The 20,237-nt window shown below is 44.9% G+C and carries 16 protein-coding genes; 3 read left to right on the forward strand and 13 right to left on the reverse strand.

The window, feature by feature from the left end; translation table 11 throughout:
* Positions 1–265, forward strand: a 265-nt coding sequence (locus QVA83_RS18105) for a phospholipase A (protein ID WP_287498779.1), incomplete at its 5' end; no start/stop codon positions are given.
* Positions 266–346: 81 nt separating this feature from the next.
* Here the strand turns inward: QVA83_RS18105 and QVA83_RS18110 are convergent.
* The 4 genes from QVA83_RS18110 to guaB form a co-directional block, all read right to left on the reverse strand.
* Positions 347–1,249, reverse strand: a complete 903-nt coding sequence (locus tag QVA83_RS18110) for a histone deacetylase family protein (RefSeq protein ID WP_287498780.1) — start codon at positions 1,247–1,249, stop codon at positions 347–349.
* Positions 1,250–1,358: 109 nt separating this feature from the next.
* Complete coding sequence (locus QVA83_RS18115; RefSeq protein ID WP_014950156.1) at positions 1,359–2,981, reverse strand: methyl-accepting chemotaxis protein; 1,623 nt, start codon at positions 2,979–2,981, stop codon at positions 1,359–1,361.
* 211 nt (positions 2,982–3,192) lie between these two features.
* Entirely contained in the window at positions 3,193–4,770 is a 1,578-nt protein-coding gene (gene guaA / locus QVA83_RS18120) for a glutamine-hydrolyzing GMP synthase (RefSeq protein WP_014950157.1), read from the reverse strand.
* A 70-nt stretch (positions 4,771–4,840) separates the two neighbouring features.
* Positions 4,841–6,310, reverse strand: a complete 1,470-nt coding sequence (gene guaB, locus QVA83_RS18125; protein WP_014950158.1) for an IMP dehydrogenase — start codon at positions 6,308–6,310, stop codon at positions 4,841–4,843.
* Positions 6,311–6,410: 100 nt separating this feature from the next.
* Here guaB and xseA point away from each other — a divergent pair, with 100 nt between their 5' ends.
* Together xseA and QVA83_RS18135 are read left to right on the forward strand one after the other, a co-directional pair.
* Entirely contained in the window at positions 6,411–7,763 is a 1,353-nt protein-coding gene (xseA, locus tag QVA83_RS18130; protein WP_287498781.1) for an exodeoxyribonuclease VII large subunit, read from the forward strand.
* 15 nt (positions 7,764–7,778) lie between these two features.
* Positions 7,779–8,936 carry a hypothetical protein gene (locus QVA83_RS18135; protein WP_287498782.1) on the forward strand — a complete coding sequence of 386 codons (1,158 nt, stop codon included), beginning with the start codon at positions 7,779–7,781 and terminating at the stop codon, positions 8,934–8,936.
* Positions 8,937–9,235: 299 nt separating this feature from the next.
* Here the strand turns inward: QVA83_RS18135 and QVA83_RS18140 are convergent, their stop codons facing one another.
* From QVA83_RS18140 to rlmN, 9 genes are all read right to left on the reverse strand, one after another.
* Positions 9,236–9,961 (reverse strand): choice-of-anchor E domain-containing protein, encoded by a 726-nt coding sequence (locus QVA83_RS18140; RefSeq protein ID WP_287498783.1) that lies wholly within the window; start codon positions 9,959–9,961, stop codon positions 9,236–9,238.
* 418 nt (positions 9,962–10,379) lie between these two features.
* Positions 10,380–11,825, reverse strand: coding sequence for a ribosome biogenesis GTPase Der (der, locus tag QVA83_RS18145; RefSeq protein WP_014979823.1), 1,446 nt, complete (start codon positions 11,823–11,825; stop codon positions 10,380–10,382).
* A 290-nt stretch (positions 11,826–12,115) separates the two neighbouring features.
* A complete protein-coding gene (bamB, locus tag QVA83_RS18150; RefSeq protein WP_287498784.1) occupies positions 12,116–13,375 on the reverse strand; it encodes an outer membrane protein assembly factor BamB in 1,260 nt (419 codons plus the stop codon).
* Positions 13,376–13,419: 44 nt separating this feature from the next.
* Positions 13,420–14,040: a YfgM family protein gene (locus QVA83_RS18155; protein WP_014950165.1), complete on the reverse strand. Its 621-nt coding sequence runs from the start codon at positions 14,038–14,040 to the stop codon at positions 13,420–13,422.
* 12 nt (positions 14,041–14,052) lie between these two features.
* Positions 14,053–15,336, reverse strand: a complete 1,284-nt coding sequence (gene hisS, locus QVA83_RS18160) for a histidine--tRNA ligase (protein WP_075177060.1) — start codon at positions 15,334–15,336, stop codon at positions 14,053–14,055.
* 82 nt (positions 15,337–15,418) lie between these two features.
* Positions 15,419–16,537 carry a flavodoxin-dependent (E)-4-hydroxy-3-methylbut-2-enyl-diphosphate synthase gene (ispG, locus tag QVA83_RS18165; protein ID WP_014950167.1) on the reverse strand — a complete coding sequence of 373 codons (1,119 nt, stop codon included), beginning with the start codon at positions 16,535–16,537 and terminating at the stop codon, positions 15,419–15,421.
* Between the two features lie 8 nt (positions 16,538–16,545).
* The gene (locus QVA83_RS18170; RefSeq protein WP_061486177.1) at positions 16,546–17,583 is read right to left on the reverse strand and encodes a RodZ domain-containing protein; all 1,038 of its coding nucleotides are present in this window, start codon (positions 17,581–17,583) and stop codon (positions 16,546–16,548) included.
* A gap of 6 nt (positions 17,584–17,589) precedes the next feature.
* A complete protein-coding gene (pilW, locus tag QVA83_RS18175) occupies positions 17,590–18,780 on the reverse strand; it encodes a type IV pilus biogenesis/stability protein PilW (RefSeq protein ID WP_278343939.1) in 1,191 nt (396 codons plus the stop codon).
* A gap of 24 nt (positions 18,781–18,804) precedes the next feature.
* Complete coding sequence (gene rlmN / locus QVA83_RS18180; protein WP_014977032.1) at positions 18,805–19,923, reverse strand: dual-specificity RNA methyltransferase RlmN; 1,119 nt, start codon at positions 19,921–19,923, stop codon at positions 18,805–18,807.
* Positions 19,924–20,237 lie beyond the last annotated feature (314 nt).

A 20,237-nucleotide genomic window follows, 5' to 3' on the forward strand; every position in this document is an offset into this window, starting at 1 on the left:
CGATAACCCTGATATACAAGACTATTACGGTAGAATGGAACTTGGTTATGGAAGGAAAATTGGCGCGTTTAAAGTACTGGCGCTTTTACGAAATAACCTCGACGTAGATGAGAACCGAGGCAGCATACAGCTAGACTTCACCTACCCTATCTCTGACCGCTATGAAGTCTTGCTTCAGTACTTCAATGGCTATGGCGATTCGCTCATCGACTATAACCGCTCACAAGAGCGTATTGGTATCGGTTTTCAGCTGCACTTTTTGTAATAAATAACCACGTAGACACAGGATGGGCACGCCAAACCGCTTTGCATGGCGTGCTCTTTTCATTTTAGACATGACTGTTTGTTAATCAATCACGCCTGCCGCGCGATAAAGCTGAATATGCACATCTACCAGCGCTGCAATATCCCTTTGGTAGCCTCCACCAATTACCGCAGCAATGGGAACGCCTAAACGCTCGGCTAACGCAAAGACTTGCGTATCTCTTTCGTACACGCCACGCGTAGAAATATGCAAATGACCAAGATCGTCGTTTATATGCACATCAACGCCTGCGTCATAAATGATGGCATCGGGCTGAAACTGCCTCATTACCATTGTTAGCGCTTGCTCAAGCGTAGTTAGATACTCGTCGTCTTCGGTGCCTTTATCGAGCCCTATATCAATATCGGAACGCTGCTTTCTGTGAGGAAAGTTCTTTTCACCATGAATAGATAAGGTAAAAATATCACGGTCGTTTTCGGCAAGTTTTGCTGTGCCATCGCCTTGATGCACATCTAAATCGACAATAAGCACATTTTCAACGGACGGGGTTTGCTGCATAGTTTTCGCTGCCAAATATAAATCGTTGAACAAGCAAAAACCTGAACCAAAATCAGCAAACGCGTGATGATACCCGCCCGTTAAATTCAATGCTTTTCCATGCTCTAGAGCTAGCTTGGCTGTTAAACAGGTTCCAGCAACGGCAGTACGGGTACGCTCAATCAGCTGCTGCGACCAGGGAAAGCCTATGCGGCGCATGGCTTTCTTATCTAATGCGCCAGTGCTTAATGCATCAACATAGTCCGGATCGTAATAGGCAGTGAGAAAAGAAAGATCAACCGGTGATGGAGTAACAAAACGCGATGCATCCACACCACGATTTAACAATTCATCGCGAATACCTACGTATTTCTCGATGGGAAATCGGTGTCGCTCAGGAAGATCTAACTGGCTATAAATAGGATGAAATACGAGTGGTGTTGTCATTATTATCAATACTGGTTTAGGACGTGCGCATCTATAATAGATAAAAGAAAAGGAGCGTGAACATTGTTCAAACACTCCCTTTTAACGTGTTTATACTGACAAAGCACAGTTAGCGGGTCAAACTGTTCACCACCTTTTCAACATTTTCTGACATACTTTTCATTGAGCGTGACATGTCATCACGCTGAGCAAGTTGATGATATTTTTCAGATGATGTGACCACATTACTGATAATTGTTTCCACCTGCTGAAGTACAGCCTCTTGCTCATCTGCGGCTTCGTTAAGCGCCACAACTACGCTCGCCGTTTCTTGAATATCCCTCACCACGTTATTGAGTGTTTCAAGCGCTGTCGCTGCTTCTGCTGCGTTTGTGTCTGACAGCTGCTTGCCTGACGACATCGCCGCAACAGCCCCTTTTGCTTCAGCTTCAAAACTACTTAAAATGTCGTTAATTTCCTTGGTCGACTGCTGTGTTTTAGCTGCAAGTGCTCGAACCTCGTCGGCTACCACAGCAAAACCACGGCCATGCTCACCTGCCCTAGCAGCTTCAATTGCTGCGTTTAGAGCCAGCAGGTTAGTCTGATCGGCAATTTCATTAATAACATTTACCACTTTTAGAATATTGGTACTGCGGCTTTGCAGTTCTGACACGATATTACTTGATTCGGTTACCGTTTTTGCTAGCTGCTTAAAGCCTGCATTGGCGCTTTCAAACGTGGCATAACAACTTGCCACGTTCTTTTCAGAGTTATTTGTCGCCACAGCAACTTGGTCGGTGATTGCCACTAAATTTTGCACAATCTCTTTAAGTTTATCCGTACTGCTATCAAGCGAGCGCGACGCATCCCGTTGTCCATTGGCGCCTTCCATAATGGATTGGCTGACGTTACCGAGGGTGCCAAACGCCTTTTCCATTTCGGTCTCCGCTTGTTGAAGCTGCGCAACCGAATCTTTTAATTTGTTTTGTAATGCCCTGGCAGATTCTGCCAGCATGCCCAATTCATGGTCGCTGGAATACGTTAACGCGTAGTCGTAACGGCTATGAGCCAAGTTGGATATACACGCCGCAACCTGCTTCGTTGGTTTAATAACCTGAGAGCGTAAACGAGCAATCACATAAGCAACAGAAAGCACAGAAAGCGCAATTGCTGCCAGTAGAATTATCCAGAGCATAGTGCGCGTATTGGCTTTAAGTTCAGCAATCGCATTCGCTGAATCGGCTGCAATTTCCGCCGCGATACCTGAGAGGAGCTTAGCAGGCTCTCTATCAATACCTCGAACAAAGCTATCTCCAACCTTTGGATCAAACCCTGAGTTAATAAATGCGTCGTATCCTTCACGGTATTTCTCGGCCATGACTGCATGGGCTTTTTGAAATTGCCTGATATCTGACTTCACGCTTTCACTTATCACACTACTTGATAGCATCAGGTCAAACTGGCGAGTGATGTCGGCCTCTCTCTGCTTGAATCGCTCCCAGTATTTTTCTCGGTCGTCTTTTTTGTGGCCACGCAACAAAACGTTTTTCCACTCTTGCACTTGAGTTTTGAAAGTACTTAGCGTGGTATTGACGTCTCGTTCTGACTGAACAAGGGTGTTTTCTAACTCATCGAATGAATTAAGTAACGAGAAAGACTTTAGAATTGAGGCACCGTTTAATAGTACAAGAATTAAAAAGCTGGCGAGAACAGGCGTCATCACCAAACGGCTGATGCTTGTGTAATTGAACACGGCTTAACCTTAAGTATAAATTTAAAGAAGGACGTCGCCATTAAATGATATTTTTATGACGGTATGGTTACAAATTTGGTATGAATCAACATACCAATATATGCGAAAATATACACCCTTATAGTAACAGGCTTATTAACTTGCTCTTTTTAAGTAGATACAAAAAAAGAGCCCGAAGGCTCTCTTTTCATTTCGGTAAATTTACACCCGTTTATTCCCACTCAATTGTAGCAGGTGGCTTACCAGAAATATCGTAAACCACACGACTAATGCCGTCGATTTCATTGATAATGCGATTCGACACTTTACCTAGGAAGTCGTAGGGTAAATGTGCCCAGTGAGCCGTCATAAAGTCGATAGTCTCAACTGCACGAAGGCTTACTACCCAGTCGTATTTACGCGCATCACCCATTACGCCAACCGAGCGCACTGGAAGGAATACGGTAAACGCTTGGCTTACTTTTTGGTATAGGTCAGCTGCATATAGCTCTTCAATGAAGATAGCGTCAGCACGACGCAGTAAGTCGCAATATTCTTTCTTAATTTCACCAAGTACACGAACACCTAGGCCCGGACCAGGGAATGGATGACGGTAAAGCATGTCGTACGGTAAACCTAGCTCTAGGCCGATTTTGCGTACTTCGTCTTTAAAGAGTTCACGCAGTGGCTCAACAAGACCTAGCTCCATATCTTCTGGAAGACCACCCACGTTGTGATGCGATTTGATTACGTGCGCTTTACCCGTTGCAGAACCCGCTGATTCAATAACGTCTGGGTAAATAGTACCTTGCGCTAACCACTTCGCGTTTTCACGCTTACCCGCTTCTTCGTCAAAAACACGAACGAACTCATTACCAATAGCTTTACGTTTCAGCTCAGGATCTTCAATGCCTTTTAGGCGATCAAGGAAACGCTCTTCAGCGTCTACACGGATAATGTTAAGGCCGAAATGGTCACCAAACATTTCCATTACCTGATCAGCTTCATTTAAGCGAAGCAGGCCATTATCTACAAACACACAAGTAAGTTTGTCACCTATCGCGCGGTGAAGCAGCATGGCTGTTACTGAAGAATCTACGCCGCCTGAAAGGCCAAGAATAACTTCTTCATCGCCCACCTTCTCTTTTATACGCTCAATGGCATCGTCAATAATTGCGCCAGCTGTCCAGAGCTTTTCACACTTACAGATGTCCATCACAAAGTGAGTTAATAGACGCATGCCTTGGCGAGTGTGAGTCACTTCAGGGTGGAACTGCACGCCATAGAATTGCTTTTCTGCGTTATACATTGCAGCATGTGGGCATGAAGCGGTTTGCGCGATGGTTTCAAAACCTTCGGGAATAGCTGCCACTTTATCGCCGTGGCTCATCCATACATCAAGCAGCGCCGCGCCGTTATCACCTATGGCATCTTCAATTTTATCCAGCAGCGGGCTCGGCTTAATAACTTCTACTTGCGCATAACCAAATTCACGCTTGTCTGAACCCAGTACGCCACCACCTAGCTGTTGTGCCATGGTTTGCATGCCATAGCACACGCCTAGCACTGGCACGCCAGCTTCAAATACGTATTCGGGCGCGCGTGGCGAGCCTTCTTCAGTTACTGACTCTGGGCCACCTGACAGAATAATCCCTTGAGGATTAAATTCGCGGATTTGCTCTTCGGTCACATCCCAAGCCCAAAGCTCACAGTAAACGCCTATTTCGCGAACACGACGTGCTATCAACTGCGTGTATTGCGAGCCAAAATCCAAAATAAGTATGCGTTGGTCGTGGATATTTGTGGTCATGTTTTATTTTTACCCGTTAAATAAAAGAACAAAGGCTGGTGTAGTACCAGCCTCGCAGTCGTCGGTCGCCTTAACCTAAACGGTAGTTTGGCGCTTCTTTGGTAATGCTTACATCGTGAACGTGGCTCTCGCCCATTCCGGCTGAAGTTACGCGCACAAATTGTGCCTTGGTATTGAGCTCTTCAATCGTTGCGCAGCCCGTTAAGCCCATGGCTGAGCGCAAGCCGCCCATTTGCTGATGGATAATATTAGCAATTGGACCTTTGTACGCTACGCGGCCTTCAATACCTTCTGGTACTAATTTCTCAGCGTTATCAGAATCTTGGAAGTAACGGTCTGACGAACCGTGGCTTTGATCCATAGCGCCTAGTGAACCCATACCGCGATATGACTTGTAATAACGACCTTGGAAAAGTTCTACTTCCCCTGGTGCTTCTTCAGTACCTGCTAGCATGCTGCCAACCATTACACAGCTTGCGCCAGCAGCCAACGCCTTAGCAATGTCACCCGAAAAACGAATACCGCCGTCAGCGATTACTGGAATGTCAGTATCTTTAAGTGCTTCTACTGCATCTGATACCGCAGTAATTTGAGGCACACCGCAACCGGTTACGATACGGGTAGTACAAATTGAACCTGGACCAATACCCACTTTAACAGCATCTACGCCGGCATCGGCAAGTGCTTTCGCGCCATCGCCCGTCGCAACGTTACCCGCAATAATTTGTACATCTGGATAGTCTGCACGTACCTTTTTCACGCGGTCAATAACACCTTGCGAGTGACCGTGAGAGGTATCGATAAGTAGAACGTCAACGCCTGCATCTACAAGTAGTGCAATACGTTCGTCAGTACCTGGTCCAACGCTTACCGCAGCACCAACACGTAGGCGACCAAGCGAGTCTTTACATGCGTTAGGCTTGTTTTCTGCTTTCTGGAAGTCTTTAACAGTGATCAGGCCTGTAAGCTTAAACGCGTCGTCGACGACAAGAATTTTCTCAATGCGGTGTTCGTGCATAAGATCTAACACCACATCAGAGCTTGCACCTTCTTTAACGGTAACCAGATCATCCTTACCGGTCATTACGTTTCTAATAGGCAAATTCAAACGCTTTTCAAAGCGAAGATCGCGGCCTGTCACAATACCAATTAGGTTATTATCTTTGTCAGTCACCGGGAAGCCAGAGTAACCAAGACGCTTAGAAAGCGCGATAACTTCACCAATGGTCGCATTCTCTTCAACCGTTACCGGGTCAGATACCACACCACTTTCGTATTTCTTAACTTCACGTACGTGTTTGGCTTGCTCTTCGGGCTTCATGTTTTTATGAATGAAACCAATACCACCCTCTTGGGCTAGCGCAATAGCTAGACGGGCTTCAGAAACCGTGTCCATGGCAGCAGACACCATTGGAATATTTAACGTTACGCCACGCGTAAGGCGTGTTTGTAAGTTGGCTGTGTGAGGGAGGACGGTCGAGTGGCCGGGAACCAGCAACACATCGTCGAACGTCAGGGCTTCTTGGATGATACGTAGCATGCAACAACACCTATTCAGTTGAGGGTTAATTGCGGCGCAATTGTAGTGTTTTTTAGTTTTCAGGTAAACTCTAAATGTATTAAACCCAGTGATTTTTTTTATGTTTACAAATTCGCCATCTACGTCTCGACAAATTTTAACAGTTACCAAGCTAAATCGCTTAGCCAGAACCGTACTGGAAGGCGAAATTGGCCTTATTTGGCTATCGGCTGAAATATCCAACTTTGTGGCAGCCGCATCAGGGCATTGGTATTTCACGCTGAAAGACAACAAAGCCCAAGTTCGCGCGGCCATGTTCAAGGGATCAAACCGCAATGTTCGCATTCGCCCTAAAGAAGGCGACAAAATTTTAGTGCGAGCGTCGGTTGGCCTTTACGAAGCACGCGGCGACTATCAACTGGTTGTCGAACACATGGAAAGCGATGGCGAAGGTGCGCTTAAGCAAGCGTTCGAAGCCCTAAAGTTCAAACTCAACAATGAAGGCTTGTTCGATACTGCTAACAAGCGTGCGCTACCTGAACGTATCAATCGCATCGGCGTAATAACTTCATCAAGCGGTGCAGCGCTTCACGATGTATTAAGTGTATTAAAAAGACGCAGCCCACAAACCGAAATCATTGTTTATCCGTCGATGGTTCAGGGTGAAACCGCACCTTTACAGTTAATTAATGCGTTAAGAACGGCTAACCACCGTGCAGAAGTGGATGTGCTGTTACTTACGCGAGGCGGCGGTTCATTAGAAGACTTGTGGTGTTTTAATGATGAACGCTTAGCAAGAGAAGTCGCTGCAAGTGCCCTTCCCATAGTTAGCGCCGTAGGCCATGAGGTAGACTTCACCATTAGTGACTTCGTCGCCGATGTTCGCGCCCCTACCCCATCTGCTGCTGCCGAAATCTTAAGTCAGGATTCTGCCGCTCTCTACCAAACGCTAAGTCAGCAAAAACAACGCTTAGCAAGGGCAATACATCAGTACCTTCAAACGAGTAAACAACAGCTTGTTTTAAAGAAACAACGGCTAAATTCGTTGCATCCACAAAGCCGCATTCAATCGCAGTGGCAAACGTTAGACAGCCTACAACTTCGTTTAGCGCATAAGATGCAAAACGACTTGGCAAAAGCAGAGAAGCAATTACAAGGTCTTGATTACAGGCTAAACAAACAATCGCCATCAGCAAACGTGGCGCGTGCAAAAGACAAACTGAATTACGCTAGCACCAAGCTCTTATCAAGCATGAATACACTAATTAAAAGCAAAAAAAATGAACTTGGTGGTAAAGTTAGCCTCTTGCAATCCGTAAGTCCTCTTTCAACGCTCGCCCGTGGTTACAGCATTACTTTGTCCGACAAAGCAGCCATTAATAGCGTGAATAAAGTAAATGTAGGTGATGAGATAAAATCTCGGGTGACTGACGGAGAAATAACCAGTACAGTGACACACATTCAACGGCAATAGGTAGCCTTAAGTATTATGCCCGTTCATGTAAACGCGTTTTCCTTTTCCAGTATTTACCAGTGGGCCTGTGCATTTTGGAGCCTAAAGTCACAGCGGTTCGCTGTACCAAAAATTTTGACACCTTTGTGCGTTTTTGTTCTGTTATTAGTGCCTGACTTCACCTTTGCTTCTATGGTCAATCAACCTGTCTCTGTTTTTTCTACCTACCCGAGCGAGACGTTACTCAGGGCTTGTGAAGCCCAACGAGCATTAAGCGAAGCTAATGCTTCTCAATCCACTAATTTGTGTTTTGAAGATGCTATCTCGCCCGACAGCTTTATTAAACTCCTAAGCGAATCAGGAGAGTTCAGTCATTTGTTCCCTTATGGCGAAGGAAACGACTACGAACTATTGATTGCTAATGTTGGCGCAGCGCCTGGCATGCATCGACAGCACGCAAAACAATTTGCAGAATTCACTTTACAATGGCGAGGGATAGAAATTGACTCATCTTCATTTGATGCGAGTGCTCTAGAAAACACAGATGTGAAAACGGAAACCGCTTTAGCCGAAGAAGAAGCTCAATCGTTGATTACCCGCTGGATTCAACATGCCAAACATTCTGGATTATTTACCAGCCAGTTTTTGTTCGATGCGCTAGAAGCTAGCGACTATAAGAGTGGATTACAGGTACCAAACGCCATTGGCGACTTCACTAAATTAGATACTCAGTTATATCCAGACCCGTTTAACGGTGCAATTACTCGCTATGTACACCCTGAGTTTGAAGATGCGCTCGTTGACGTCACCGTATATCCCTTTTTAGATCAGCTTTCTTCAGATGAAAACGAGCTACTTCCTAAGCAACTAGAAAGTGATCTGCAAAGAGCTAGTGCTACAGCCGATTTACAGCAGTTAACTTTGTCTCAAATCAGTCCAGCCTCACGCTACGAGGTTAACAGCGCATTAAGAGGATGGAGATTGGGGCTGAGCGCGACATCTGAAACATCACCAACAATTTACGCGACAACCTATGTCTTTAAGCTACAAGATAAAATCGTAAAAGTGTCTACGACTTTTCCTCCTGACTTTTCAGACAATATTGTCAATCAATTGATTGTTAACGTAGAAGTTCCACAAGAGTCTGAAATGATGAAAAAGGTTCGCTCTCTGCTTTTGGAAAGCGCAAATTGATACCTTAGAAAAGATTAGTTGTATCACTAGTTGCTAAACTTTGGTCAATAGGTAAGAGCGAACCGTTGCTGTTTTTATTTTTCAATAAATCGCATTACAGGATTAATTGACTTACGTTTCACGTCACTGCTTAAAATGTGAACTTTCGCCTGTTCTCTCGGTTTATACCTATCAAACCAATTATAAACCTGGTCTTTTTGAAACGATTGCTTCGCTGAGTGTAATTTTTCCACTGACATCATTCTTCCTTTGTCTGGATTATAAACGGTCGAAATTGTAATAATCGATAGACGTTACACTCATTTTTTGATTACTTTTCTTCTGTTTGATAATAAGAACAAAAGCCCTGCACCAAATAAGCTAAATGCCGCTGGCTCAGAAACACTAGTGGCTGTCGGGGCGTAATCGAACTCTACGAATACTTTACCCCAAGAACCCGTTGAGAATTCATTTGTAAAGCTACCCGTTCCCCCGTCAACTTGATTAAATACGTTCGTTCTCGCATCCGTTGAAAACAAGAATTCGATTGGTGTTCCAGCTAGAAAGGCCGACAAGTCTACGTTTGCTAACATCCCTGACCTTTCGCCTGTTGTCACATCAAACTCAAATTCGGCAGAATCTTCACCTGGAATCATTGTGAATGTCCCCTCTGGTGAGCTTTGTGCAGAGACAAGGGGATTAACGAAATTTGCTTGTTCAAACACGAATGTGTCAGCTACACTACTGGATACTTGCCAGTTCGACGCTAGAAAGATATCTACGTCAGTGCGACCTGCTTCAGAGCTTCCATTAACTGATCTTCCTTCGCTGTCTATCTGTCCATAGACCGTTATATTTACAGCGTTCAATGTACCCAGTGTTTGATCAAATGCGTCAATAAACACACTTTCCGATAGCGGCGATACTTCTGCCACGTCGAAAGGACTTCCTTGTTCACCAAAGGATACTTCTTGCGTAATAATTGCTGCTTTTATTGGCATTGTAGTCGCTGCGATGATGGCAGCGGCAATAATTCGCTTCTTCATAAATTCATCCTGCTCATATGGTTAGAATTACCCCGACGGTCGAAGGGGCTCCCTGTGATTGCAAGAAAGAAACCATAGATTAATATATGTGCAATACCGCATGTAGCATGGGTTAACAAAATTTAAGGTTATGTAACGAAAGCTAAAAATTATTTTCTGATAGAAAATATTACACTTTAGTTGTAATTATGACCGACAGATTACAATTTGGCACGGCTGATGCTTTTGCAAAACCAGCAAAGGAGGTTAAAACTTGGGTAGGCTGATTTAATGCGTGCAGTATGCTGATAACGCTATAGATACTTGGGTATGTTAACGCTGCAAAAGCTAACGTGGTAGGAAAGAGACATTACTACTTTTTTTAATAGCGGACTTGTACATCACTACGCTTGTGAGCGCAGCGATGTACTTAACAAGGCTACTTTTTATCTTTGTAATAAGACATCATACGACGGCGCTTGCGTTGCTGCGCCAAGGTCAAATTAGCCTTTTTACCTTCAAAGGGGTTATTGCCTTCTCTGAATTCTATCTTGATCGGCGTGCCCATAATTTCTAGCGCTTTTCTGAAATAGTTCATCAAGAAACGCTTATAAGAGCTTGGTAAGTCATCCACTTGATTACCGTGAATAACAATAACCGGTGGGTTGTAACCGCCTGCGTGAGCATACTTCATTTTAACTCGGCGACCACGCACCAGCGGAGGTTGATGGTCATCCTGAGCCATTTCCATAATTTGTGTAAGCAGCGCGGTATTAATACGCTTGGTCGCGCTCATATACGCTTCTTGTACAGACTCAAATAAATTACCAACACCCGAACCATGAAGCGCAGAAATAAAATGAATTCGTGCGAAGTCGATAAAGCCTAAACGACGGTCCATCTCGCGCTTTATGTCGTCTTTCACGTCGGTACTTAATCCGTCCCACTTGTTCACGGCAACTACTAATGAACGACCTGAATTAAGCACAAAGCCTAATAAGCTAAGATCTTGGTCGGTAATACCTTCTCTGGCATCAATGACCAATAGCACTACGTTAGCTTCTTCAATTGCCTGAAGTGTTTTAACAATAGAGAACTTCTCTACGGCTTCACTAATTTTCTTGCGCTTTCTCACGCCCGCGGTATCTATTAGGATATATTCACGCTCATCCCTTTCCATTGGAATGTACACGCTGTCACGGGTGGTGCCTGGCATGTCGAATACCACCACGCGCTCTTCACCTAAAATGCGGTTTGTCAGTGTCGACTTACCCACGTTGGGCTTACCAACGATAGCAAGTTTGATAGGTAACTCTTGAAGGCGTTGACGCTGCGTTTCAGCATCCTCTTCTTCTTCAGGCTCCTCATCGACAATTTCCATGTCCGGGAAATCAGATTCAAGTGGCTTTAAGGCGTCCTGCAGCAATTGGCTAACACCGCGACCGTGCGCGGCAGCAATTTGCTTAATATCACCTAAGCCTAAGGAATAAAATTCCGCACTTTCGCTATCGCCGTCAATTCCATCAACCTTGTTCGCTACAACAAACACTTTTTTGTTTATGCGTCGAAGATGATCAGCAATACCTTGGTCGGCTGGCAACATACCTGCTCTGGCGTCAACCAAAAACAATACGACATCAGCCTCTTCTATAGCTAACAAAGACTGTTGTGCCATTTCAGCATCAATGCCCTCTTCATCGCCCGTAATACCGCCGGTATCCACTACTATGAACTGGCGCTTTTCAAATTTCGCTTGGCCGTATTTACGGTCGCGAGTTAGCCCCGGATAGTCAGCAACTAGTGCATCACGGGTATTTGTAAGGCGATTAAACAAGGTTGACTTACCAACATTAGGGCGGCCAACCAAAGCAACAACGGGTAACATTTATCAGATCCTAGGGGTCATGAAAGCTAAAAAAGCACAAGCCGCATACACCATCTATTACAACTAACGTTCGGGAGCTGTATTCTCTAACGAGAGGTGAATTACTATGAGGCTTTTGAGAATGGGCGCATTATACCTTGTTCACTACCTAATACCAATGGCGTTCAATAACACGAAGAGAAACCGTCTACCCATTGATAATGGCCAAGTTTAGGCCCGAAAATACCGCGGGGTATAAAAAAAGGCGCTTTAAGCACCTTTTCTGTTTAAATATTAGCGAAACGTTCCTGTTACTTTGGAACTTGCACCGACGCTATTACGCCATTACGTGTTACCGCTATAATCTTATCATCAACCTTCAACGGCGCAGCATAGATTGAATCATCTTCGTCATCGCCGCCAACATCTAGGCGTGCAACAACTTCACCTGTTTCTTGTTCAATCCAGTGTAGAAAGCCCCAGTTATCACCAACAACCACATGGTCGCCTACTGGAGTAGCAGCCGTTAATGAGCGATGCTTAAGTGAACCTTGAGACCAAAGCTCTACGCCGTTTCGTCTATCAAGGGCGTAAACGTTAGAATTGTTGTCTACAACAAAAATTTTATTGCCGTCGATATTCAAATTGCGAAACGATGCATATTCACGTTTCCAAATTACACGACCTGAACGTAACTCTACAGCAGCTAATGTTCCGTTGTAAGAAACCGTGTAAACCGTGCCGCCAAATAAAACAGGCGTTGTGTCGATATCAACAATTCGCTCTAATTCTGTTGCACCAGAAGGCGTTGCAATTACCGTTTCCCACGCAAGTACACCTGTTTCGATAAGATTAACCTGAATCTTACCTGTAGGTGTGCCGATGATAGCACCACCGTTAGATGCGATTGGGCCAGAAATACCACGTAATGTTAGCGGAGGAGTATCACCTTCGTGTCTCCACAACTGTTCACCAGTGCGGGTATTGAAACCAAATAAGCTACCAGCACCCGTGTTAACCACTAAGATACCTTCATCAGCTGCCGGAGCTGCTAAAATCTCACCGGGAACAGACGCATCCCAAACCAACTCTCCAGTTTCTGCATCCATTGCAGCTACATAGCCGTTTTCTGTACCAATGAATACGTGTCTGTCTGCTACGGCGATACCACCAATACGTGCAGTCTCACCGCTACGCCACAAATTAGTGACTGAGCTTAGCATGCCCTCAGAGCGAAACTGTGCGAAATCTTTCTCCCACAACACTTTACCCGACTCAGGGTCCATCGCGACAACGGCGCCATGGCGATCGGCAGCATAAAGCTTGTCATAGGCATAAACAGGGCGAAGACGAGAGAAGTAATGATTAACGCCATCACCAATATCGCGATCCCACACTAATTTAGGTGTGAATTTAGCCTCAATAGGCTTTAAACGACGAATCTCTAATTCTTCATCATCTGCAAACCAGTCTGAAATAATTGAGCAGCCAGACATTGTGATAGACACCGCGAGTGCCATACCTATCGTGCGAGCAAATCGACCTTTACGGCCACACGTGTTGTGAAACAAATTGCGTACCTCTTTATTATTTATACCAGCCCTAAGGCTTTCGCTTATTGCGCAGCAGATACCGATAGGTTATCTAACTTCATTTGTAAAAGCGGATTGTTGGCATTTTTTTCTAACGCATTTGAATAAGCTAAGCGAGCATCATCAAACTTGCCTTGTTTTTGATACACATCGCCTTTTAATTCAGAAACTTCTGCTGCAAATGCGTCGTTTGTTACATTGCTAAGCGTAGACAACGCCGCGTCCAGCTGGTTCATTTCAATTTGCACACGCGACAAACGAAGTGAGGCAAGTACTTTCAATTCGTCATTTTCGGCAAAGGTTACTACGCTATTTAGGTGAGAAGCTGCAGCGTCTAAATCACCGGCATCTACCGCTTGCTTAGCAGCAAGAAGACTAGCGATGCTTGCATAACCACTGTCTTTGTTCTCTTCGATAAAAGCTTTAACTTTTGCGTCACTGCCTTCGGTACCAAAAGTCTCTACGGCATTTTGATAGGCAACCGATGCCGCTTCTTTAGTTTCAATTTGCGCTTCTGAATACGCTCTCCAGCCCCAAAGGCCACCTAGACCAAGCGCTGCACCGACAATAATTGCAGTACCGTGCTCTTTCCAAAAACGTTTAATCGCTTCTACTTGTTGTTCTTCTGTTGCGAACTGTTCCATGATGTCCTCTTTTTATTTTGCGCTCAGCATCTCTGCAACCTTATCAGATAAGGTATCGAAGCTGACTGTAACTTGTTCTTGACCATCGCGCAGTGGTTTAACACCTACTTCGCGAGACTGCATTTCGTCATTGCCTAAAAGCAGCGCTAAACGTGCACCTGTTTTATCTGCACGCTTTAGTTGTTTTTTAAAGTTGCCGCCGCCACAGTGCATCATTATGCGTGTATTAGGAAGCGTATTTCGAAGATGTTCTGCTACCTCAATAGCGTATGACTGTGCCTCTTCGCCCATCGCCGTTACGTAAACATCCGCGAAACTTGAGTCCTGACCTTCTTCGGTTAACGTGGTTAGCAACAGTACCAAACGTTCAATACCCATAGCAAAACCAACCGCAGGCGTTGCTTTGCCCCCGAGTTGCTCTACCAAGCCATCGTAACGGCCTCCAGCGCACACTGTACCTTGGGCTCCCAAGCTATCTGTCACCCATTCAAACACAGTACGGTTGTAGTAATCTAATCCGCGCACTAGTCGAGGATTTATTTCAAACTCAATGCCTGCTTGCGTTAAGCGCGAACACAAGGTTTCAAAATGTACTTTAGATTCTTCATCAAGATGATCGATTAGCGCTGGCGCATCGGCAATAGCAGCTTGAACATCAGGGTTCTTTGAATCGAGTACGCGAAGTGGATTCGTTTCAAGTCGACGCAGTGAATCTTCGTCGAGCTGGTCTGCACGCTGTTTTAAGAATTCAACCAGCGTATCGCGATATGCAGCGCGAGCTTCGTTTGAACCTAAGGTATTGATTTGAAGTTTTACGTGCTGCTCAATACCAAAAGCTTTCCAAAAGCGTGCACTAAGAAGAATCACTTCTAAGTCGATGTCAGGGCCGTCCATACCGTAGGTCTCTACACCGAACTGATGGAACTGGCGATAACGCCCTTTTTGTGGACGTTCATGACGGAACATTGGCCCCATGTACCACAGGCGTTGCTGCTGGTTGTACAATAAGCCGTGCTCGTTTCCTGCGCGCACGCAACTTGCCGTACCTTCTGGACGTAGCGTTAAGCTGTCGCCATTTCTATCTTCGAAGGTATACATTTCTTTTTCAACGATATCGGTAACCTCACCGATAGAGCGCTTGAACAAGTCGGTGCTTTCAACGATGGGAGTACGTATTTCTTGGTAACCATAACTCGCCACAACCTGACGAAGTACAGATTCTACCTTCTGCCATGTACCGGAAATCTCCGGTAGGCAGTCATTCATGCCTCGAATTGCCTGAATAGTCTTAGCCACGTGAAATTCTCATACTGCTAAATAGTGAAAAGCCCCGCATTATAGGGGCTTTGGGAATAAACAACAATGAACAAAAAATGTCTCAGTCTTTAACCGAGACCTGAATTTTATTTTGTTCACTCATACGCGATGCTTTGGCGCGAATCTTAGCTTCAAGCTTATCCACTAGATCGTCGTTAGGAAGACGTTCTTTAACGCGCTTACCGTCTTCATATAGGCCGCTCATGTTACGTGCGCCAGTGAGGCCCAAATCAGACACTTCTGCTTCGCCTGGGCCGTTAACCACGCAACCGATGATAGAGACATCCATTGGCGTAAGAATATCTTCCAATCGCTGCTCAAGAGCATTCACTGTGCCGATTACATCGAATTCTTGTCGTGAACAACTCGGGCAAGCAATAAAGTTTATACCGCGCGAGCGAATACGCAGTGACTTCAGAATATCAAAGCCTACCTTGATTTCTTCCACCGGATCAGCGGCTAACGATACGCGCAACGTATCACCAATACCTTCAGCCAATAGCATACCTAAGCCAACGGCACTCTTCACGGCGCCGGCGCGCTGACCACCGGCTTCGGTAATACCTAAGTGAAGCGGCTGGTCTATTTTTTGTGCCAATAAACGATAGGCGCCAACAGCTAAGAAAACATCTGACGCTTTAACGCTGACTTTGAATTGATCAAAGTTAAGTTTATCGAGAATATCCACATGACGCATTGCGGATTCAACCAGCGCTTCTGGCGTTGGCTCACCGTACTTCTCTTGTAAGTCTTTTTCTAACGAGCCACCGTTCACACCAATGCGAATAGGAATGTTCTTGTCTTTTGCACAATCGACCACAGAGCGCACACGCTCCATATTACCTATGTTACCTGGGTTAATACGCAGACAATCTACGCCGTATTCAGCAACCTTAAGTGCGATACGGTAGTCGAAATGAATGTCTGCAACGAGTGGCACACTCACCTGCTTTTTAATTTCTTTAAATGCTTCAGCCGCTTCCATCGTGGGCACAGATACTCGAACGATCTCCCCACCCACTGCAACAATACGGTTTATTTGATCGACGGTCGCTGCCACATCAGTGGTCCGCGTATTCGTCATAGATTGAACAGCAATGGGAGCGCCATCACCAATGGGGACGTTACCTACATTAATACGCGTAGACTTTCTGCGCTTAATAGGGCTTTCTGCAAACATCTAATTACCTATAAAGGAAGTGCGAAGCGAGCTGTTTTACCGTTTTGGTATGAAGAAATATCAACAGACTCGCCGTTAACTGATATGCGCACATTATCCGGTGCACCGAGCGTAACTTCAACAGGAGGAACGCCTTGAATTTCCATAACTCGTCCTTTTAGCTTTACCCCATAGGCAATAGCTTCTCCAGACGCGTCTTTTATATTAACCCAACAGTCATCGTCGAAAGTGAAAACCATAGCAATTGGCGCTGCATCAGACTGACTATTCACATTAAGGTTGGGTTGGGGTTCGTTACTATTCGCAGAATCAACCAGAGCGGTTAGGTTATTGCTATCATTCACCTCTGTATCGGGTGCTGAGATTGCACCATCATTCAAGCTACCGTCTTGGTTAAAACCGCTATCTTGGTCGCTGAACGCACCGCTGGTTTCTGAGTTTGAACTATTGCTCACGCCCGTGTCTAGCTGATTGTTTCCAGCCGTATCACCCTGCGACGACGAGGCGTCAGTAGTTACATTGTCGGTATCTGTGCCCGCCGATGGGACAGGCGTATTAGCGGCTTCTCGCTTAACAGCCTCACTAAGTGGCAGTTCAGCTACCGTGTCGTCACTAGGCTGTTGATACCACCACACGACAACGGCGGCAATGATAAGAAGTAAAATAACATAAGTTACCATCATCCACCTGTCATCGTGTGTCTGTTTTGCGACACGCTTTGAAAAGCTCTGTAATTTCTCGGAAGACGGTACAGATGTTTGATTGTGGAAGCGTTCGAATGCCTCTATAACTTCTTGAGAATTCATGCCTAATTGCTTGGCATAATTTCTCACGTATCCTTTTGTAAAAGTCACCGAAGACTTTTCATCAATGACATCATTTTCTAAATCATTGATTTGTTTAGCTTTCAAAAATAATTTATCAGCAATATCTTGTTGAGACAAACCTAGCGTTTCACGGCGCGCTTTTAGCATTGCCCCTGGACTTGGCGTGTTTTCTTGTTGTTGCGAAGTAACTTCTTGATTCGCTTTTTCTTCCGACACCATTAAACCTTATTCCTCCTGCATACTCGGTGGTACTAACCAAAGCGTCTGACCAGCAATAATAGCGCCAGTATTTTCAAGGTTATTCCACTCTTGCAGTGTTGCCATTTTGATATTGTGCAATAAAGAAATACGATATAAGTTTTCACCTTCTTTTACTACATGGAATTTATCACTTTGCACAGATAATTCAGTATTTTGTGCTTTTTCTGGTGTGTTAGCTGTGGCTGTAGGAGCGTTGTCGGTGTTATTGCTCTGAGATTGACGCTGAGCGTCGTTGTCTTGGGCGACGCTCTTTTCATTTTCTTTATCATTTGATGATGTTTGTGCAAGCCCATCGGTATTTGCTTGGTTTTCGCTTATTTGTGTTTCAGAATCGTTTGGCTGTGTAGATTTAACGGTTTTAACCACTTTGTTTTGCATACTTTCACGTTGCACTAAGTAACGTTTAGTAAGCTCACTTTCAGGGAACAATGACATCATCATTTCGCCATAACCCTTTGCAGTCTCTAGATCCCCTTTCCCTTTGGCTATTTCATAAGCTAACCACAATGAATCTGGCGTAACTTTGGCAACACGTTCGTATTTTCGTAACGTAGATTCAGCAAGTTCCCACTGTTCTGAAACCGTGTAAAGTTCACTGAGTAAGAACAGACTTTTGCCCCGGGCAGGCTGATGTTTTAATGCGTCTTGAAAATAGCCGATCGCTTCATCTAGCTTACCTTGACTTTGCGCGCACAATGCCAAGTTCTCGTAGGTTTGCGCTGCGTTAGCGTAAAGCCTGTTATTTATAGCATCAAAGAAATACGCTTTGGCTTTTTCGTATTCGCCGTTTTGGCACTTAAACGCGCCATAACTGTTGGCAATATCACCATTGTTAGGCGCAAGGTCGATAGCAGTTTCATAGTACTCTTCCGCTCGAAGGTTATCCCCCACCAGCTGATAGTAATATGCCATCGCAAACTGAACATCTGCAGAGCGTGGATTAAACTCAAGCGCTTTGTCGAGGTTCTTTTTTGCCTGCGTGTAGTTGTTATTTTGAAGGTAGGTAAGACCAAGGGACATGCGTGTTTTGGCGGCTTCTTCGTGATCGAAGTTACCGCCATACAACCCTGACTGGCTATTACTGACACAGCCAGAAGTGAAAATAATCGCGCTTAAAAAGCCAATTTTAAGTGACGTTCGCAATCCCGCAACCATAGTCTTACCCTAATATCTTAATGATTATTGGGCCATTTTTACTGAAATTGCTTCGCCCTTCACCTGTTTTTTTAACATTCTTTTCGTTCTGTCTACCACATCACCCACTAATTGACCGCATGCTGCGTCTATATCATCACCTCGCGTTTTACGCACAACGGTTGTAAACCCATATTCCATAAGCACTTTTGCGAATCTATCAATACGCGAATTGCTTGAACATGTATAAGGCGAACCTGGGTAAGGGTTAAATGGTATTAAGTTTATTTTACTAGGTGTGTCTTTCAATACCTTTGCCAACTGGTGCGCTTGTTCAGTGCTGTCATTGATGTTTGAAAGCATAACGTATTCTACCGTTACACGGCCTTGGTTCGCTTTAGATTTGGCCAGATAACGACGTACGCCCGCTAAGAAGGCTTCGATATTGTACTTCTTATTGATAGGCACGATTTCGTTGCGCAACTCATCGGTGGGTGCGTGTAATGAAATAGCTAAAGCTACGTCTATTTGGTCACCCAACATATCTAGCGCTGGAACCACGCCCGATGTACTTAGCGTAACGCGGCGTTTAGACAGGCCGAAACCGAAATCGTCCAGCATAATATCCATTGCTGGTACAACGTTTTTAAGGTTAAGCAGTGGCTCACCCATACCCATCATTACTACGTTAGTGATAGGGCGTTTGCTTGAGTCTTTTGAAAGACCAAGGAAAGTAGCTACACGCCATACCTGACCAATAATTTCACTTACACTTAGGTTACGGTTAAACCCCTGCTGCGCGGTTGAACAGAAAGTACACTCTAGCGCGCAACCTACCTGTGATGACACGCAAAGCGTTGCACGGTCAGTTTCTGGGATCCAAACAGATTCAACTTCCTGACCACCTTCAAGGGTAAGTGCAAACTTAATAGTTCCGTCGCTCGCTTCTTGAAAGTATGCAATTTCAGGCGCTTTAATTTCGCAATTTTCAATGAGCATCGCGCGAAGGTTTTTATTGAGGTTACTCATTTCCTCGAAATCGCTGATACCGTGCTGGTAAATCCATTTCATTACCTGATCGGCACGAAACGGTTTCTCGCCCATTTCTTTGAAGAAATTGCGCAAGCCTTCGCGATTTAAGTTTAATAAGTTAGTTTTTGCCATGAATAAGATGACCCTTTTACCTTCGAGGGATGCCCCTCTTACTACTGAATACGGTGTAAAAACCAGCGATTCGACTATGTCTTGAGCGACATTTAAGAAAAAGAAAAGCGCTGATTAAAATTTGCGCGGATTTTACCACAGATGAGATTTGAGAAAAAGCCGATTTAACGCAGAGAAACGTTAAGTTTGGCGATGCGCGAGAAGCGTGGTTTAGCTTGCCTAAATGAGCGCCGAGCAAAGCAGCATAAAGCGTATATCTTTCTTCGGAGTATCTGAGCGCGCTTTAGGCAATGCGCGAGAAGCGTGGTTTAGCT

It is taken from the genome of Alteromonas sp. AO-Serp (assembly GCF_017849675.1).
Lineage (GTDB): Bacteria > Pseudomonadota > Gammaproteobacteria > Enterobacterales > Alteromonadaceae > Alteromonas > Alteromonas macleodii.

What these genes read in the sequence shown, in the direction of transcription:
- QVA83_RS18110 (WP_287498780.1), bottom strand. Translation starts at nt 1,249, where the DNA reads ATGACAACACCACTCGTATTTCATCCTATTTATAGCCAGTTAGATCTT.
- guaA (WP_014950157.1), bottom strand. Translation starts at nt 4,770, where the DNA reads ATGACCACAAATATCCACGACCAACGCATACTTATTTTGGATTTTGGC.
- guaB (WP_014950158.1), bottom strand. Translation starts at nt 6,310, where the DNA reads ATGCTACGTATCATCCAAGAAGCCCTGACGTTCGACGATGTGTTGCTG.
- xseA (WP_287498781.1), top strand. Translation starts at nt 6,411, where the DNA reads ATGTTTACAAATTCGCCATCTACGTCTCGACAAATTTTAACAGTTACC.
- QVA83_RS18135 (WP_287498782.1), top strand. Translation starts at nt 7,779, where the DNA reads ATGCCCGTTCATGTAAACGCGTTTTCCTTTTCCAGTATTTACCAGTGG.
- QVA83_RS18140 (WP_287498783.1), bottom strand. Translation starts at nt 9,961, where the DNA reads ATGAAGAAGCGAATTATTGCCGCTGCCATCATCGCAGCGACTACAATG.
- der (WP_014979823.1), bottom strand. Translation starts at nt 11,825, where the DNA reads ATGTTACCCGTTGTTGCTTTGGTTGGCCGCCCTAATGTTGGTAAGTCA.
- QVA83_RS18155 (WP_014950165.1), bottom strand. Translation starts at nt 14,040, where the DNA reads ATGGAACAGTTCGCAACAGAAGAACAACAAGTAGAAGCGATTAAACGT.
- ispG (WP_014950167.1), bottom strand. Translation starts at nt 16,537, where the DNA reads ATGTTTGCAGAAAGCCCTATTAAGCGCAGAAAGTCTACGCGTATTAAT.
- QVA83_RS18170 (WP_061486177.1), bottom strand. Translation starts at nt 17,583, where the DNA reads ATGGTGTCGGAAGAAAAAGCGAATCAAGAAGTTACTTCGCAACAACAA.
- pilW (WP_278343939.1), bottom strand. Translation starts at nt 18,780, where the DNA reads ATGGTTGCGGGATTGCGAACGTCACTTAAAATTGGCTTTTTAAGCGCG.
- rlmN (WP_014977032.1), bottom strand. Translation starts at nt 19,923, where the DNA reads ATGGCAAAAACTAACTTATTAAACTTAAATCGCGAAGGCTTGCGCAAT.